The 14,154-nt window shown below is 67.1% G+C and carries 17 protein-coding genes; 10 read left to right on the plus strand and 7 right to left on the minus strand.

Going from position 1 to position 14,154, the window contains the following annotated elements:
• Positions 1 to 86: 86 nt before the first annotated feature.
• Entirely contained in the window at positions 87 to 1,331 is a 1,245-nt protein-coding gene (locus ABWP50_RS11000; protein WP_353218031.1) for a DUF3667 domain-containing protein, read from the minus strand.
• A gap of 129 nt (positions 1,332 to 1,460) precedes the next feature.
• Here ABWP50_RS11000 and ssb point away from each other — a divergent pair, with 129 nt between their 5' ends.
• Positions 1,461 to 1,991 (plus strand): single-stranded DNA-binding protein, encoded by a 531-nt coding sequence (gene ssb, locus ABWP50_RS11005; RefSeq protein ID WP_353218032.1) that lies wholly within the window; start codon positions 1,461 to 1,463, stop codon positions 1,989 to 1,991.
• Positions 1,992 to 1,997: 6 nt separating this feature from the next.
• Here the strand turns inward: ssb and ABWP50_RS11010 are convergent, their stop codons facing one another.
• Both ABWP50_RS11010 and ABWP50_RS11015 read right to left on the minus strand, forming a co-directional pair.
• Entirely contained in the window at positions 1,998 to 2,501 is a 504-nt protein-coding gene (locus tag ABWP50_RS11010) for a YceD family protein (RefSeq protein ID WP_353218033.1), read from the minus strand.
• A gap of 8 nt (positions 2,502 to 2,509) precedes the next feature.
• Entirely contained in the window at positions 2,510 to 3,058 is a 549-nt protein-coding gene (locus tag ABWP50_RS11015) for a ubiquinol-cytochrome C chaperone family protein (RefSeq protein ID WP_353218034.1), read from the minus strand.
• Positions 3,059 to 3,158: 100 nt separating this feature from the next.
• Between ABWP50_RS11015 and ABWP50_RS11020 the strand changes: the two genes are divergently transcribed.
• The 3 genes from ABWP50_RS11020 (at position 3,159) to ABWP50_RS11030 (ending at position 6,175) form a co-directional block, all read left to right on the plus strand.
• Positions 3,159 to 3,653: an outer membrane protein assembly factor BamE gene (locus ABWP50_RS11020; RefSeq protein ID WP_353218035.1), complete on the plus strand. Its 495-nt coding sequence runs from the start codon at positions 3,159 to 3,161 to the stop codon at positions 3,651 to 3,653.
• A complete protein-coding gene (locus tag ABWP50_RS11025) occupies positions 3,637 to 5,733 on the plus strand; it encodes a TonB-dependent receptor (RefSeq protein ID WP_353218036.1) in 2,097 nt (698 codons plus the stop codon). Before ABWP50_RS11020 ends, ABWP50_RS11025 begins: the two co-directional genes overlap by 17 nt.
• Before the next feature lie 169 nt (positions 5,734 to 5,902).
• Positions 5,903 to 6,175 carry an SWIB/MDM2 domain-containing protein gene (locus tag ABWP50_RS11030; RefSeq protein ID WP_502951042.1) on the plus strand — a complete coding sequence of 91 codons (273 nt, stop codon included), beginning with the start codon at positions 5,903 to 5,905 and terminating at the stop codon, positions 6,173 to 6,175.
• Between the two features lie 67 nt (positions 6,176 to 6,242).
• Here ABWP50_RS11030 and ABWP50_RS11035 read toward each other — a convergent pair whose 3' ends face one another.
• Together ABWP50_RS11035 and ABWP50_RS11040 are read right to left on the minus strand one after the other, a co-directional pair.
• Positions 6,243 to 7,535, minus strand: a complete 1,293-nt coding sequence (locus tag ABWP50_RS11035; RefSeq protein WP_353218037.1) for an RsmB/NOP family class I SAM-dependent RNA methyltransferase — start codon at positions 7,533 to 7,535, stop codon at positions 6,243 to 6,245.
• Between the two features lie 81 nt (positions 7,536 to 7,616).
• Positions 7,617 to 8,447 (minus strand): SDR family NAD(P)-dependent oxidoreductase, encoded by an 831-nt coding sequence (locus ABWP50_RS11040; RefSeq protein ID WP_353218038.1) that lies wholly within the window; start codon positions 8,445 to 8,447, stop codon positions 7,617 to 7,619.
• Positions 8,448 to 8,510: 63 nt separating this feature from the next.
• On the opposite strand from ABWP50_RS11040, the gene ABWP50_RS11045 reads away from it, so the two are divergent.
• From ABWP50_RS11045 to ABWP50_RS11055, 3 genes are read left to right on the plus strand one after another with little or no spacing between them, the layout of a single operon-like run.
• Positions 8,511 to 8,678: a DUF1674 domain-containing protein gene (locus ABWP50_RS11045; protein ID WP_353218039.1), complete on the plus strand. Its 168-nt coding sequence runs from the start codon at positions 8,511 to 8,513 to the stop codon at positions 8,676 to 8,678.
• Between the two features lie 42 nt (positions 8,679 to 8,720).
• On the plus strand, positions 8,721 to 8,987 hold the full coding sequence (locus ABWP50_RS11050) for a ribbon-helix-helix domain-containing protein (protein ID WP_353218040.1): 267 nt from the start codon (positions 8,721 to 8,723) through the stop codon (positions 8,985 to 8,987).
• Positions 8,977 to 9,267 carry a type II toxin-antitoxin system RelE/ParE family toxin gene (locus ABWP50_RS11055; protein ID WP_353218041.1) on the plus strand — a complete coding sequence of 97 codons (291 nt, stop codon included), beginning with the start codon at positions 8,977 to 8,979 and terminating at the stop codon, positions 9,265 to 9,267. Before ABWP50_RS11050 ends, ABWP50_RS11055 begins: the two co-directional genes overlap by 11 nt.
• A gap of 3 nt (positions 9,268 to 9,270) precedes the next feature.
• Here the strand turns inward: ABWP50_RS11055 and ABWP50_RS11060 are convergent, their stop codons facing one another.
• Together ABWP50_RS11060 and tsaD are read right to left on the minus strand one after the other, a co-directional pair.
• Entirely contained in the window at positions 9,271 to 10,239 is a 969-nt protein-coding gene (locus ABWP50_RS11060) for an NAD(P)H-dependent glycerol-3-phosphate dehydrogenase (RefSeq protein WP_353218042.1), read from the minus strand.
• 79 nt (positions 10,240 to 10,318) lie between these two features.
• Complete coding sequence (tsaD, locus tag ABWP50_RS11065) at positions 10,319 to 11,371, minus strand: tRNA (adenosine(37)-N6)-threonylcarbamoyltransferase complex transferase subunit TsaD (RefSeq protein ID WP_353218043.1); 1,053 nt, start codon at positions 11,369 to 11,371, stop codon at positions 10,319 to 10,321.
• 56 nt (positions 11,372 to 11,427) lie between these two features.
• On the opposite strand from tsaD, the gene hemC reads away from it, so the two are divergent.
• The 3 genes from hemC to ABWP50_RS11080 are packed head-to-tail and all read left to right on the plus strand — an operon-like array spanning position 11,428 to position 14,064.
• Positions 11,428 to 12,348 (plus strand): hydroxymethylbilane synthase, encoded by a 921-nt coding sequence (hemC, locus tag ABWP50_RS11070; RefSeq protein ID WP_353218044.1) that lies wholly within the window; start codon positions 11,428 to 11,430, stop codon positions 12,346 to 12,348.
• Positions 12,348 to 13,013: a uroporphyrinogen-III synthase gene (locus ABWP50_RS11075; RefSeq protein ID WP_353218048.1), complete on the plus strand. Its 666-nt coding sequence runs from the start codon at positions 12,348 to 12,350 to the stop codon at positions 13,011 to 13,013. Before hemC ends, ABWP50_RS11075 begins: the two co-directional genes overlap by 1 nt.
• Positions 13,014 to 13,023: 10 nt before the next feature.
• Positions 13,024 to 14,064: a hypothetical protein gene (locus ABWP50_RS11080; protein WP_353218045.1), complete on the plus strand. Its 1,041-nt coding sequence runs from the start codon at positions 13,024 to 13,026 to the stop codon at positions 14,062 to 14,064.
• Positions 14,065 to 14,154 lie beyond the last annotated feature (90 nt).

Raw genomic sequence — 14,154 nt, forward strand, 5'->3', positions numbered from 1 at the left:
CTGCAATCGACGTGCCGGTGCGCACGGAGCAGGCCGCCGAATTGCTGCCCGCTCCCCAAAAACCGTTGCCGCTGCCGCAGGAATGATCAGTCCAACACGCCGGCCACGATCAGGATGATGAAGTAAACCGAAAGGGTCATGACCGCCGCAATACTCAAGTAGGTGGAGCGCCAACCGGCGCTCCATATACTGAGCGCATAAGCGCCGCGCAGAGAGGCAAACAGGTGTATGCCCGGTGCCAGCAGCACCAGCAGCCACACAAATTCGCTGGCCACAGCCGCTGACGCCAGCAGGCTGCCGAAAACAAACAACAGGCTCATGAAACTGATCGAATACAGGGTGAAAATGGCATGATCATACATGCCCACCCCGCGCCGCCACACAAACACGATCCACAGCCACGGCAACGACAACGGCACCAGCAGGAAGCTCAGCTTGTAGGCCTTTGACTGCAACTTGTAGAGCGCCAGCTTGGGATTCTTCAGCGCCTTCATCACCTTGGCATCAAACCACGGCCATCCGGAATTTGCCTTCAGATCGCCGCTCGCGGTGGCGGCAGAAATTGCGTCGGTCATCCTGTCGGTGAAGCTGGCATCGGCTGTCGGCACGCCAACCGCCATGATCAGCCGGCGTCCGCTCTCCAGTTCCGCCAATTTGTTCGCGTTGCCGGCCGCTTTTGCCGCCGCGATGCCGCGATCAAGTTCGGCGAGTGCCTTGGCGATGCCAGCGCGGTCGCTGGCCGATCCTGTGTCTTCGCGCTTGGCCAGGCGACCGAGCTCGATCCCCTTCAGCATGCTGCGGGTCGCTTCCAGCGCGGTCAAGGCCTCGGTATTGCCGCCGGCGCGGGCCTTTATGATTTTGCGATCGATTTCGGCAATCGCCGTGCTTATTCGCGGCTGGCCCGCGCTCGTAGCGTCGGACGTGAGCGAAACCTCGACGCCCTTGCCGTCGAAGCTGGCAAAGGACAGCACGAAAAACATCAGGAACACCACCAGCAGGAACAGCGGCACCGGCGCGATATAGCGGGCGCGGTGGCCTTCGATATAGCTGCGGATCAGCTTGCCTGGCCGGAACATCAGCATCGGCAGTGTGGTCCACGCCTTGCCGTCAAAATGGGTGATGCCGTGCAGGAATTCGTGGAACACGTCGCCAATGCTGCGGTGCAGATGCGCGCGCTGACCGCATTGGCCGCAGAACGGCCCGGAGAGCGGCGCAGCGCAATTGGCGCAGGCGGCGGCATGGGGGCCGTGGCCGGCGGATTGATGATCGATGGCGTTGGCTGCCACGCTGGCAGTCACCAATCCCGTGGCAGCTTCAAACTCATCAGCCATAATGTCCCCCGACCGGCAAAACCTGGCCCTCGTGCCGAGAAATCCACAGGCAATAAAGTGGACAAGCCGGCGCGGCGTTGCGTCACTGCGCCGCCAACGCTAGGCTTTGCGGGCAATCAGGAGATGAACATGGCGGGCGTCAACAAGGTTATTCTGGTCGGGCGGCTGGGCAAGGATCCCGAATCAAGGTCGTTCGCGAACGGCGGCAGCGTGGTGAACTTCACCATGGCGACATCGGAAACCTGGCGCGACAAGGCCAGCGGGGAGCGCAAGGAAAAGACCGAATGGCACAATATCGTCATCCGCAACGAAAATATCGGCAAGGTCGCGGCGCAATATCTGCGCAAGGGCAGCGAGGTCTATATCGAAGGCGCGCTGACCACTCGCAAATGGCAGGACCAGAACGGCGCTGATCGGTTCACCACCGAAATCGTGGTTGGCCCGTTCAAGGGTGAAATGACCCTGCTCGGCGGCCGCGAAGGCGGCGGTGGCGGCGGTATGGGCGGCGGTTCACGCGGCGATGATTTTGGCGGCGGCGGCGGTGGCGGTGGCGGCGGTGCTCCGCAAGGTGGCGGCTTTGGCGGCGGCGGTGCGCCGGCCGGCGGCGGCAAGCGTCCGGGTGCGTTCGACGATGACCTGGACGATGATGTGCCGTTCTGATCGGGCCTAAATACCCTTTTTCAGCACTGCAAACGGGCTGCGCGCCGCTGCGGCTTCGTCTTCGCTGATGATGCCAGCCACTTTGGTGGCACTGCGCGGGTAGGGGTTCAAGCCAAGCGCGAAGGCCTGCGCGGCGATTTCGCCGGCATCGACCGTATCGCCCACCAGCGGTTCGACATCGAGATCGGCCGTGGACAGTTCGATCTCGCCGCCGGCGGGCACGTCCAGCACCAGCCGCAGATTGATGCGTTCGGTGATCAGAAACGGCACTGGCTCACCGCTGGCCACGCAGGGCTGGCTGCCGCGGCCATGGACCTGTCCGGCCACATCGATGCCGGCCTGGCCGCGCTTGATCTCCAGCGCGGCCGTCAATTGCTCAAGCGCCAGCAAGCCAAAACGCTGCGTCAGCGCAGCGCGCTCAATGCCGGTGGCCTCCAGCATGATGCGCTTGGCCGCGGCGCCAATCTCACTGATCGGCAATCTGTGGCTGAATTCGGGTGCATCGTTCATTGCTGGCTTCAATCGTGCAGCTTGAGGATGCCGGCGCCCAACTGCGCAAAATCGCAGGCGTCCAGCTGCGCGGTCAGGCTGTGCGCCTCGCTGATCACCCATTGCACGGCGCCGGGCGGCACATCGCTGCCGCGGTACAGATTGCGCTGCAGGGCATCGGCCATGGCGGCACGGTCGCGGCGGCCGCTGCGATAGGCCCCGATGCGCCCGCCGAGCGCCGCCATCATCCGGCCCATATGCTTGGGCACCGCCTGATCGCCGATCCCGTCCTGCCGCAGATTGCCTTCCATGTCGGTGATGAACCGATCGGCAAGATTGGCGGACAGCTGCGCAGCCGGGTGGCGCGGATTGTCCCCAGTTTCATCCTCCAGCCGCAGCATCAGCAACGCCAGCGCCAGCACCAGCACATCAAAGCGGCCATCCATCGTGTCGGGCACGCCGCCATCGATGTACCAGGCCGGTCGCCGCGCCTGCGCCACCACGGCAGCATAAAGCTGTTCGGTCGGGGATGGCGGCGCCGCGCCCACCAGGCGCTTCAGGCTATCGAGCAAAGACATGGTGTGGGCCTAGCATAATCCGGCTGGCTGGCATATTGACCGAGGCGTTCAGAGATGTCGCATGTTGGGGGATGACGTGCACATCGATTGGGAGCCGTAAATGAAGTCGTTGATCCCAAATCGCCTCTTGCCCCTGGGCCTGCTGCTGATTGCGGCCGCCCTGACGCCGGGCTGCTCGCGCATCAAGGCGGCGCAAGGCTATCTGATCGATGAAACACTGTTCACGTCGATCCTGCCAGGCGTCGACAATCGTGAATCGGTTACCCGCACGCTGGGCCGGCCCACCTTTGCCGCGCAGTTCGACACGGGCAGCTGGTATTATGTCAATCGCCTGACCGGCCAATATGCCTTTGCCTCGCCCAAAACCCTGCAGCAGCAGATCTTGATCATCAGTTTCGATCCGGACGGCAATGTCGCCAAGGTCGAACGCCGCGGCATGGAGAAAATCGCCAGGATCAATCTGGCCAGTGAAACCACGCCGACCCTGGGCCGCAACGAAGGCTTTTTTGAAGAATTGTTCGGCAATATCGGCGCGGTTGGCGCTGGCGGTGGCCCGCTTGGCGGCCAACCAACTGGTCGTGACGGTCCGCGCTGATCCGGCGGCGCTGTTGATTGCCGGCGTTCTGGCCGCTGCGGCCAGCGCCGTGCCGATTGCCGCGCAAACAGCCGCCGATCAAGACGTGCTTGTGCCAGCGCGACAGCCAGTGTTTGGCCGTTGGTCTGCTGCCGGGCCTGATCGTGACCAGAACGGCGCTGCAACGCTGCCCGATATTCTGCGAACTGTGCCGGGCCTGCGCATCACGGCGGCGCCGGGCAATGGCACCGGGCTGCTGGCGGTGGACCATGGCCGTGCTCAGCCCGGCGTCACGGTGGGCGGCATCGGCTTGCCGGGCACGTTGCCGATCAATCTTGGCTTGCCGGATCTGGCTGCGGTGGCGGTGGCCGCGCCATCCGGGCTGGATTTCGGCCCTGTTGGCAGCGCCGGCGTACTGTCCTTGACGTTGCGGCGGCCGGGCAGCGCACTGGCGGGTGCCGGCGAATTTGCCGCCGGCGGCTTTGGCAGCCGGCGCGCGCTGGCGCAGCTGGATGTGCCGTTGGTGGGCGGCATAAGGCTGGGGATCGGCGGGCATCTGCATCACGATCTGGGCTGGTTGCGGAGCACGCGCACTGGCGAAATGCTCAATCGCAGCCAGCGCGCCGGCGTGGTCGCTGCGCTCGATATCGATGTCGCGGCCGATCTGACTCTGGCGGTGGACGGCGTGTATCAGCACAATCGTGATGGCAATTTGCCGGCCTTTGCCTGCGATCCGCTGGCGCCGGCAACATGCAACGGGCGCTTTGCCAGCACGGCAATCCGATCGTCTGTAATGCCGGGCAGCGGTGCGGGCTGGGGCGCAATCAGCCCCGATCTGGCGCGGCAGCCGCTGGGCCAGCGCGCCGAGCTGGCGCTGAGCTCCGCCGAATTGGCGTGGAGGCCAGACCGCTTCTCGGTCAGCTTGCAGGCAGGCATCGCCCGGCAAATCAATCGGCTGGGGCTGGATTTGCGCGGTGGCAGCCCTGGCAGCTACGGCCTGATCGCGCGCGGCGCCAGCGAACATCGCCAGCTGGCGATCACGGCCGGCGCGGTCTTTGGTGCCGTCACCATCAATCTGGCAGCCGGCTGGCAAGGCGATGATCAGGCCCGCGATCAGGCCGATACGGATGCCGGAACCGTGCTGGCCGATCGCGCCATTGGCCAGCGCCGGGACGCTGTCTATGCCGCCGCTGCGGTGCAGGCGGCGCTGGCCGATGATCGCTTGCAGCTTAACGCGGGCTTGCGCCTGAACGATGAAAAACTGGCGCTGACCGTGCGTGACCGCCGGGCTGGCTGCGCGCCATGCCTGCGGGCAGCGGGCGCGGACCGTCAACAGCGCCAACTGCTCACGCCTGATTTTGGCTTGAGCTGGCAACAAGGCGATGCGGTGATTTTTGCACGCTCGGCACGTACCGCCCGGCTGCCCGGCTGGAATCTGCTGGCCCGCACCTCATCGGAATTGCAGGCCCTGCCGGCTGAAACTGGCTGGCACCACAGCGCCGGCGTCAGCTACGCCTTGCCTAGCGGCGGCCTGCGGCTGGATATGCGCGGTTTTGCGGCCAACACCAATGCGCTGATTTCGCCGCTGCTGGGGATCGATCCGATCGCGATGGCGCTGGCCGCCGGGGTGCAGCAGGACATGACCAATCATGGCATCGATGTGACTGTGGCGGCGCGGCCGGTCAGCCAGTTGCAAATGTCGGGCACGTTCGCCTGGCAGCAGGCGCGCTGGGATGGCCCCATCCCTGCCGGCGCACCGGCGCGGCCGCTTTATGCGCCCGACATGACCGCCAGCCTGTCTGCCGCCTGGACGCAGACGCTGGTTGGTGCTGGCGCCAATGTCGTGCCGCGGCTCACGCTGGATTATCGCAGTGCAATGACAGTTGCAGCAGCGCCGGTTCCGGGTGCGCCCGGCGGCATTGCGCCAGCGGGCTGGCAGGTGGCAGCCGCCGTACAGCTGGAAATTCCGGGCGGCGGCTGGCTGGCCAGCCTTGAATGCCGCAATTGCCTCGATCGCACGCTGGTGGACGGCGCTGTGGCCGGGTTGGCCACGCTCAACCCGCCGCGCTGGTGGCAGATCCGGTTCTTGCGGCGGTTCTGACCGCTGCTGGCGTTGCAAATATGTTGCGAAAATGCGTCGTTGGCGGTTCGTGTGGCCGGATAGTGGCATTTTGCACTTGCGCCCCTGCGCGTAAACTCGCTTAACACCGATATCAGGGTCAAATTATCACCCGGCCAGTCATGGGCCGACAACAACGAAGGGGATGCAAATGGCCAATGAACCCAAGCCGGCCGGCAAGAAGATGGACGCACTGATGAAGCCGTTGACCCCGCAGGGTCCGCTGGTTGCCATCGTCGGCGGCGATCCGTTGCCGCGTGGCCAGGTTGTGGCAAAAATGTGGGATTATATCCGCAAGCACGATCTGCAAAAGCCGACCGACAAGCGTGTGATCGTTGCCGACGCCAATCTGAAACTGGTGTTTGGCAAGGACGAATGCACGATGTTCGAAATGAACAAGTATATCGCGCTGTATCTGAAATAAGCTGTTCAGCACACAAACAAAAAGGGGCATCGTCCAGCATGGACGGTGCCCCTTTTGCTTGTGCCGATCAATCCGGCAATCGCCGAAACCGCGCGATGAAGAAACCATCAAGGCCGCCAGCAATCTGGCCGGGCAGCGTGCGCACCCAGCCTTCGGCGGCCGGCACCAAACCGGCAGGCAGCTCATCCGCCGCAATCATGTCGCGCGGGCAGCCAGCAATCACGCGCTCGGCAATGCGCTCGCCCTCGCGCGGATCGAGGGAACAAGTCGCATAAATCAGCTTGCCGCCCGGTTTCAGCCAGCCGGATGCACGGCGCAGCAAGGCCGCCTGCAGCAGCGTGATCGGCGCCATATCTGCATCACCTTTCAGGTGCAGCACATCGGGGTGGCGGCGGAAAATCCCGGTGGCCGAACAGGGCGCATCGATCAGTATGTGATCGAACGGTGCCTCCGGCTGCCAGCGCAGCGCATCAGCGGCGATCAGTTCGGCGGCGAGACCTGTGCGGCCGAGATTTTCGCGCACCCGCTCCAGCCGCTGTTCCGACATGTCGAGCGCGGTGACCGTGCAGCCACGCGCCGCCAGTTGCAGCGTCTTGCCGCCGGGCGCCGCGCACAGATCGAGCACGCGTTCGCCGGCCTGGGCGGGCAGCAAGCGTGCGGGCAAGCTGGCAGCGAAATCCTGCACCCACCATGCGCCTTCGGCAAAACCGGGCCAGGCCGTGACAGTGCCTTTCAAGGTGGTGCGCACATGGCCGGGTGCCAGGCTGATGCCGCCCAGTGCCTGCGCCCAGTGCGCCGTGGCGGCCGGGTCTTTCAGAGTCAGATCGGTGGCAGGTTCTTCGGCAAGCGCGGCAGCGGCAGCTTCGGCCATATCGGCCCCCCAATCATGCGCCCAGCGTATATCGAACGGCGCGGGCAGCTGCGGCCGGTCCGGCAGGCTGGCCGGGCGGCGGATCAGCGCGCCCAGAACGCCGTGCACCAGCCGGCGCGGGCCGCCTTCCACCAGCGGCAGGGCGGTGGCCACCACGGCATGCGGCGGCGTGTGCAGCTTCAGCCAGCCGGCCAGCGCGACGCGCAGGGCATGGCGGGCCCGGGCATCGCCGGGCAGCGGGCGCGGCGTGGCGCTGTCGATCAGGGCATCCAGATCGGGCAGCCAGCGCAGCACCGTCAGGGCCAGGGTGCGGGCCAGTGCACGGTCTTGGGTCAGGGGCAGATCATCGGCCATGTTGGCGGCGGCATCAAAGGATTGGCCGCGATCGAGCACGGCCTGGCACATGCGCAGCGCGGCGCGGCGGGCAGGCACGCCGGAATCGACTCTGCCGTTGATGGCGGTAATGGGTGGGGGATTGCGATCGTTCATTGGCCGCCACTTGCCCGAAGAACGGCCAGTTGCCCACCCCCGCGCCGCACCAACCCTGTCAGCGCGCCCGTCAGCGCCCAGTTAGCGCTGGCGACCGCCGAACAAATTGCCGAGGATTCGCATGTGCGAAACCGGGAACAGGCGCACCAGCCAATCGATGATACGGGCATCCGGGCCGATCAGCACGCGGGTGCGGCGGCGCAGCATGCCATCCACGATGGTTTGCGCCGCCTGTTCCGGCGTGGTGCGGGCGGCCTTGTCGAATTCGGCGGCGAAATCGGTGTCCGGGTCCTGGCCGGGCAGCAGCGCGATGCGCTTGCTGTTGCGCGCGACATTGGTCTTGATGCCGCCGGGATGAACGCGGATGACCGCCACGTTGGGATCGGTGATGGCAAGCTCGAGCGCCATGGCTTCGGTGAGGCCGCGCACGGCGAACTTGCTGGCGTTGTAGGCGCTTTGGGTCGGGAAGCCCATCATGCCGAACACGCTGGAAATATTGACGATCCAGCCGATACCATCCTTGGCAGCCGCAGCGCGCACATGCGGCAGCGCGGCGCGGCAGCCGGCAACCACGGCACCAAAATTCACGTTCATCACCCGATCGAAATCATCCTCCGGGCAATCGGCAAAGGGCGCGACCACCGTCAGCCCGGCATTGTTGATGATGCCGTCCAGCTTGCCGAAATCACGCACGGCGGCCGAGATCCAGCTGTTCAGCGCGGCGGTATCGGTGACATCGAGTGTGGTGATGCTCGCCGGACGATTGCCGAGCAAGCGCCTGGTTTCCGCCAGCCCGACCTCGTCCTTGTCAGACAACGCCAGCACCGCACCGCGCCCCGCCAGATCCAGCGCCAGCGCCCGGCCGATGCCGCTGCCCGCGCCCGTGATGGCGATTACCTTGTTGTCGAACATGCGGTTCCCCTGCTTCGCTTCACCCCATTGCCAGCAGTCGGGCGGTAATGGCAACGGCAGGTTATGGATAAAGACCAGCCCCAAACCCCCGATCCCGCAATCGACCCGCGCGACAAGGCCCCGCAAGCCCCGCCGCCGCCGCCAACCGACACCGAAGTCGGCGGCCGCAAGGGGCCTGACCCGGTGCGTTACGGCGATTGGGAAAAGGGCGGCATCGCAGTCGATTTCTGATGCATGGCTTGACGGCGCATGACAGTGTCATACACTGCGGCCATGGCAACACGTGCATCAAAACCCGTCACCGTGACCTTGGGTGAGCTTGCGGACGCAGCGCAGGCCCGGGTGAGCACAGGACGTTACGCGAGCCTGTCTGAAGTGGTCCGTGCCGGACTGCGCGCCTTGGACCGCGAAGAAGCCGCGCTTGATGATCTCATTCGTGTCCGAATTGCTGCCGTGAATGCCGCGCCGGTCGATCGCGTGGCCCTTGCCGACGGCATGGCCAAGCTGCGCGCCCGCCTGTCACACCCTGATGCGGGTTGAGCTCAGCCGGCTGGCGCTGGCTGATCTTGAGCGGATTGGCGACTGGGTGGCGGCCAATGCCGGCATCGCAGTGGCCCTCGCCTACCTGGACCGCATCGAAACAGCCTGTGCCGGTCTGGCGGATTTTCCGCAGCGGGGCACCCCGCGCGATGATTTGGGATCAGGGGTGCGGACGATCAGTTTCGAAGGCAGGGCGACGATCGTCTACCGGGTCGAACCGCAGGCGGTGCTGATTCTCGGCATTTTCCACGCCGGTCGCCTGCTGACGGGGCCATTGTAGCGGCTACTCCGCCTTCAACGGCCTTGCCAGCAGCGCGCCGATCGTGTCGCGTACCGGCGCGCCAGCGAGCAGGGCGGCGACGGCGGCGCAAATCGGCATGTCCACGCCAGCGGCGCGCGCGGCTTCGGCCAGCACCGGCGCAGTTGCTGCGCCTTCGGCCACGGCAGGCCCGGCCAGCAGATCGGCCAGCGGGCGGCCTTGACCAAGGCCGACGCCAAGCCGGAAATTGCGGCTGTTTTCCGATGAGCAAGTGAGCACCAGATCGCCGAGGCCGCTGAGGCCCGCCAGTGTCTCCGCGCGGGCACCGCGCGCAACGCCAAAGCGGGTCATTTCGGCAAAGCCGCGCGCGATCAGGGCGGCGCGGGCATTGAGGCCAAGACAGGCGCCCGCCACCACCCCGCAGGCGATGGCGAGCACATTCTTCACCGCGCCGCCGATTTCGGCGCCCACCACGTCGTCGGAATGATACAGCCGCAGCGTGGGCCGAGCCATGGCCGCAACCAAACGCTCACCCAGCGCGGCATCGGCGCAGGCCAGCGTGACGGCACAGGGCAGCCCGCTCGCCACTTCGGCCGCGAAACTGGGGCCGGACAGGATCGCGATGGGATTGGATACGATGTCTGCCGCGACCTCGACCATCAATTTGTGGCTGCCAGCCTCGATACCCTTGGCGCACAGCACCAGCGGCGTGGCGGCGGGGATGGCGGCACTGGCCAGAACAGCGCGCAGATGCTGCGCCGGCACGACGATCAGGATGATGTCACACGCCGCAACATCGCCCAGATCGGTCGTCGCGGTGATGCCGGCGGGCAGCGCGATGCCGGGCAGGAACAGCGGATTTTCGCGGGCGCTGTTGATGGCGGCGACCACTTCGGCTTCACGTGCCCACAGCGTCACCGGGCCATTGTCAGCCAAGGTACTGGCTAGCGCGGTGCCCCATGCGCCGGCACCGATTACGCCAAAGCCCGTCATGTGCAGTCCTTTGGCGCATGGATTGCTTGCTTGCGCGCCAACGCGCGCGGGGCCCCCGCCCCGATGACACCAAAGCTTGTCACGCCTTCACGCCCGCACCGCGCGCGGCTTCGGCGGATGGGTCCAGCGGCCAGCGCGGGCGGGCCGGGGCGTGCAGATCATCGACATCGCCGGCCTGGAACCGCTCAATGCCGGCCCAGGCGATCATGGCGGCATTGTCGGTGCACAGCCACAGCGGCGGCGCGGCAAATTTCAGGCCATGCGCGCCGGCCAGCGCCGCCAGCGCGCTGCGGATCGCCAGATTTGCCGCCACACCGCCGGCCACCACCAGCGCGCTGGCCTGCGGAAAGGCGGCGATGGCACGCGCCGTGCGGTCCACCAGGCAATCGGTGGCGGCCTGCTGAAAACTGGCGGCCAGATCGGCAATATCCTGCGGCGATGCGTCGGTGATGCCGTTGCGGGCGCGCAGCACGGCGGATTTCAGGCCGGCGAAGGAAAAATGCGGATCATCCGATCCCACCAGCGGGCGCGGCAAGGCAAAGCGCGCCGCGTTGCCGGTGCGGGCCGCCCGTTCCAGCGCCGGGCCGCCCGGAAAGCCGAGGCCAAGCAGCTTGGCGGATTTGTCGAAGGCCTCCCCCACGGCGTCGTCGATGGTCGTCGCCAGCCGGCGATACTGGCCAACGCCGGTGACGCCGAGCAATTGGCAATGCCCGCCCGATACCAGCAGCAGCAGATAGGGAAAATTCAGTGTTGCATCGGCGAGCCGCGGGCTGAGCGCGTGGCCTTCGAGGTGATTGACGGCGATCAGCGGCTTGCCGGCAGCATAAGCCAGTGCCTTGGCGGTCACCAACCCGACCATGACGCCGCCGATCAGGCCCGGCCCCGCTGTGCCGGCAATGGCGTCAACATCGGCCAGGCCCACGCCCGCCTCGGTGAGCACCTCGGCAATCATCGGCGCCAGCCGATCGGCGTGAGCACGTGCGGCCAATTCCGGCACGACGCCGCCGAACGGCCGGTGCGCATCATCCTGGCTGGCGATGCGCTGCGCGACGATGGTCCGGTCAGCGCGCACCAGCGCCACGGCGGTTTCATCGCAACTGGATTCGATGCCGAGCACAAGCGGGTTGTTCATGACGTTCAGGTAGGGCCGGTCTTGCCAATCGGCAATGGCCGCGCCATGGCGGCAGCATGAGCTTCAAGATCGGAACCCGCGGATCGCCGCTTGCCCTGGCGCAGGCGCACATGACGGCGGCGGCGCTGCGCGATGCCCACGGCTGGGCAGAACAGGATGTCGAGATCGTGGTGATCCACACCACGGGGGACAAGGTGCAGGATCGCCCGCTGGCCGAAATCGGCGGCAAGGCGCTGTGGACCAAGGAACTGGACGCGGCGTTGATGGATGGCCGCATCGATATCGGCGTGCATTCGATGAAAGATGTCGAAACGCAGCTGCGGGACGGGATAGCGCTGGCGGCGATGCTGCCGCGCGCCGATGTGCGCGAACGCCTGATCGGCGCCGCCAGCATAGCCGCGCTGCAGCACGGCGCGCGGGTTGGCACATCGTCGCCGCGCCGCGCCGCGCAATTGAAGGCGCAGCGGCCCGATATCATCACCGAAGTGCTGCGCGGCAATGTCGCCACCCGGCTGGCCAAGGTGGAATCCGGCGCCATCGATGCGACGCTGCTGGCCGCCGCCGGGCTTGATCGGTTGGGGCAGAATGTTGGCAGCCTGATCGAACTGGACGAGATGCTGCCGGCCAGCGCGCAAGGCGCCGTGGGCATCACGGCGCGCGAAGGCGATGCGGCCACGCTGGCGGTGCTGGCGGCGATCAACCACGCGCCCACCTTTGCCTGCGTGTCACTGGAACGCGGCTTTCTGGCGGCCTTGGGCGGCAGCTGCCATTCGCCAGTGGCGGCGCTGGCGCAATTGGACGGCGACAGCGTGCGGGTGCGCGCGCAAATCCTGTCCGAATGCGGCAGCGAGATGGTCGCCGGCGAAGTGACGGCCCCGCTGGCCGAGGCGATGCCGCACGTGACGGCGCTGGCCGCGCGTTTGCTGGCCGATGCTGGCCCGGCGGTGCGTGCGCTGTTTTCACCGCCGCACGCGTGATGCGGCTGCTCATTGTCCGCCCCCAGCCCGGCGCCGACGCCACGGCGGCGCGGGTCGCCGCGCTGGGCCATGAACCGCTGGTGCATCCGCTGCTGGCCACTGAAGCCGTGCGCTGGGCCATGCCGACAGCGCGCACCGACGCGGTGATCCTGACCAGTGCAGCTGCAGTGCGCCATGCCGGGCCAGCCGCCGATGCCCTGAAGGCGCTGCCGGCGCTGTGTGTGGGCGCGGCCACGGCGGCGGCGGCGGCGGCGGCAGGCTGGAAACGGGTGGAAACCGGGCCGGGCACATTGCAGGCCCTGCTCGATTCGGCGGCCAACGGCTCTTATCATCGGCTGCTGCATCTGGCCGGGGAGGATCGCACCCGGGTGCGGATACCGCCCGGCGTGGTGATGGCCGTGGTGATCACCTACCGCGCTGTGCTGCTGGAATTGCAGGCACAGCCGGCGGCGCTGGCGGCGACCGGCGTGCTGCTGCATTCGCCGCGCACCGCCCGGCATTTTGCCGCCGAATGGGCGCGGCTGGGCGGCGCGCGCGCGCCGCTGACGCTGTTTGCCATCAGTGCCGGCACGCTGGCTGCGGCCGGGCCGGGCTGGCGCGCCGGGCACATCGCCGCGCTGCCGGATGATGAAGCCCTGCTGGCGACACTGGCAAAAGCCGGCTAGGCATTGCGCCATGAACGAGCCGTTCGACCGCGGGGACATCAACGAAGCCAGCCTGGCCGCCACCGAGCGGCTGCGCGCCCGGTTGATGTCACCGCCCGCGAGTGCGGCGCGTGGTCCCCGGCGCAGCCTGCTGCCTTGGACAATCACAGCGGTTTTGCTGGCCTTTTCGGTGGGGATCATCGCCAATCCCTGGATTGAACAAACGGTACGCGGCCGCCTGCCGTTCCTGCCGCCCGCCGCTGAGACGGCCGAGGCCGCTGCCCTTGCCGCTCGCCTGCAAGCGCTGGAACGGCGCCTGCCAGCGACGGTCTCGGCTGCCGGGCAGCCGATCGTGGCGGCCGAACGGCTGGCGGCCACCGAAGCGCGGGTGGACAGCAGCACCGATCAGATCGAACGCGATGCCCGGCGCATCGATCAATTGACCGCACAATTGAGCGAGATTGCCTCGCGGCTGGCCGTGGCAGAAACCCGCGACGCTGCGCTGATCGCCGCCATCAAGGGCACCGCTGACCGTGCGGAGGCGATGCTCACCGTCTTGCTGCTGCGCCGCGCGCTGGATGCTGGCCGTCCACTCGATGGGCTGTTGCCAGCGGCGCGGCGGCTGTTCACGCCGGGAAATGAAGCTGCGGTGGCGGCGCTGGTTGCGGTTTCCGCGCAGCCGGTGTCACGCGCCGGGCTGGCCCGCGAACTGGCCGGGCTTGCCGATGCCGGGCAGGCGTCGGCGCGGCCTGATTGGTGGCAGGCGTTGATGGTGCGGGTGCAATCGGCATTTTCGGGCGCGGAGGCGGGCAGCGCTGCGGCGCAGGCCCGCCAGGCGCTCGCCCGCGGCGATATCGATCGTGCTGCCGCCTTGCTGCGCGCCAGCCCGGCCACCAGAGCCGATCCGCAGGTGCGCGCCTGGCTGGCTTCGGCCACCAGGCTGCGTGCCGCCGAAGCTGCGCTGGCCGAACTGGAAAGCGTGGCGGCCGATGCCGTGCCGGCCGATGCCGCCGCCGCGCTGGTGCCGGCCCCGCTGGCCCCACCTGCCACCGCGCCGCCCAAGGCGCGATGAATGGCAGACGCCGACGGCAAAGCCCACGCTTCGCTGCCGTCCGCTGCTGCCACGCGTGCCTGGGCCATGGCCCAGGCGGTGCGGGATCCC

Origin of the sequence: Sandarakinorhabdus sp. (genome assembly GCF_040398645.1) — a bacterium.
GTDB lineage: Bacteria > Pseudomonadota > Alphaproteobacteria > Sphingomonadales > Sphingomonadaceae > Sandarakinorhabdus.

Coding starts and splice junctions, on each gene's coding strand:
- ABWP50_RS11015 (WP_353218034.1), bottom strand. CDS start 3,058: ATGTCTTTGCTCGATAGCCTGAAGCGCCTGGTGGGCGCGGCGCCGCCA.
- ABWP50_RS11000 (WP_353218031.1), bottom strand. CDS start 1,331: ATGGCTGATGAGTTTGAAGCTGCCACGGGATTGGTGACTGCCAGCGTG.
- ABWP50_RS11040 (WP_353218038.1), bottom strand. CDS start 8,447: ATGTTCGACAACAAGGTAATCGCCATCACGGGCGCGGGCAGCGGCATC.
- ABWP50_RS11055 (WP_353218041.1), top strand. CDS start 8,977: ATGCGGGTTGAGCTCAGCCGGCTGGCGCTGGCTGATCTTGAGCGGATT.
- ABWP50_RS11045 (WP_353218039.1), top strand. CDS start 8,511: ATGGATAAAGACCAGCCCCAAACCCCCGATCCCGCAATCGACCCGCGC.
- tsaD (WP_353218043.1), bottom strand. CDS start 11,371: ATGAACAACCCGCTTGTGCTCGGCATCGAATCCAGTTGCGATGAAACC.
- ABWP50_RS11050 (WP_353218040.1), top strand. CDS start 8,721: ATGGCAACACGTGCATCAAAACCCGTCACCGTGACCTTGGGTGAGCTT.
- ABWP50_RS11080 (WP_353218045.1), top strand. CDS start 13,024: ATGAACGAGCCGTTCGACCGCGGGGACATCAACGAAGCCAGCCTGGCC.
- ssb (WP_353218032.1), top strand. CDS start 1,461: ATGGCGGGCGTCAACAAGGTTATTCTGGTCGGGCGGCTGGGCAAGGAT.
- ABWP50_RS11010 (WP_353218033.1), bottom strand. CDS start 2,501: ATGAACGATGCACCCGAATTCAGCCACAGATTGCCGATCAGTGAGATT.
- ABWP50_RS11020 (WP_353218035.1), top strand. CDS start 3,159: ATGAAGTCGTTGATCCCAAATCGCCTCTTGCCCCTGGGCCTGCTGCTG.
- ABWP50_RS11060 (WP_353218042.1), bottom strand. CDS start 10,239: ATGACGGGCTTTGGCGTAATCGGTGCCGGCGCATGGGGCACCGCGCTA.
- ABWP50_RS11075 (WP_353218048.1), top strand. CDS start 12,348: ATGCGGCTGCTCATTGTCCGCCCCCAGCCCGGCGCCGACGCCACGGCG.
- ABWP50_RS11030 (WP_502951042.1), top strand. CDS start 5,903: ATGGCCAATGAACCCAAGCCGGCCGGCAAGAAGATGGACGCACTGATG.
- hemC (WP_353218044.1), top strand. CDS start 11,428: ATGAGCTTCAAGATCGGAACCCGCGGATCGCCGCTTGCCCTGGCGCAG.
- ABWP50_RS11035 (WP_353218037.1), bottom strand. CDS start 7,535: ATGAACGATCGCAATCCCCCACCCATTACCGCCATCAACGGCAGAGTC.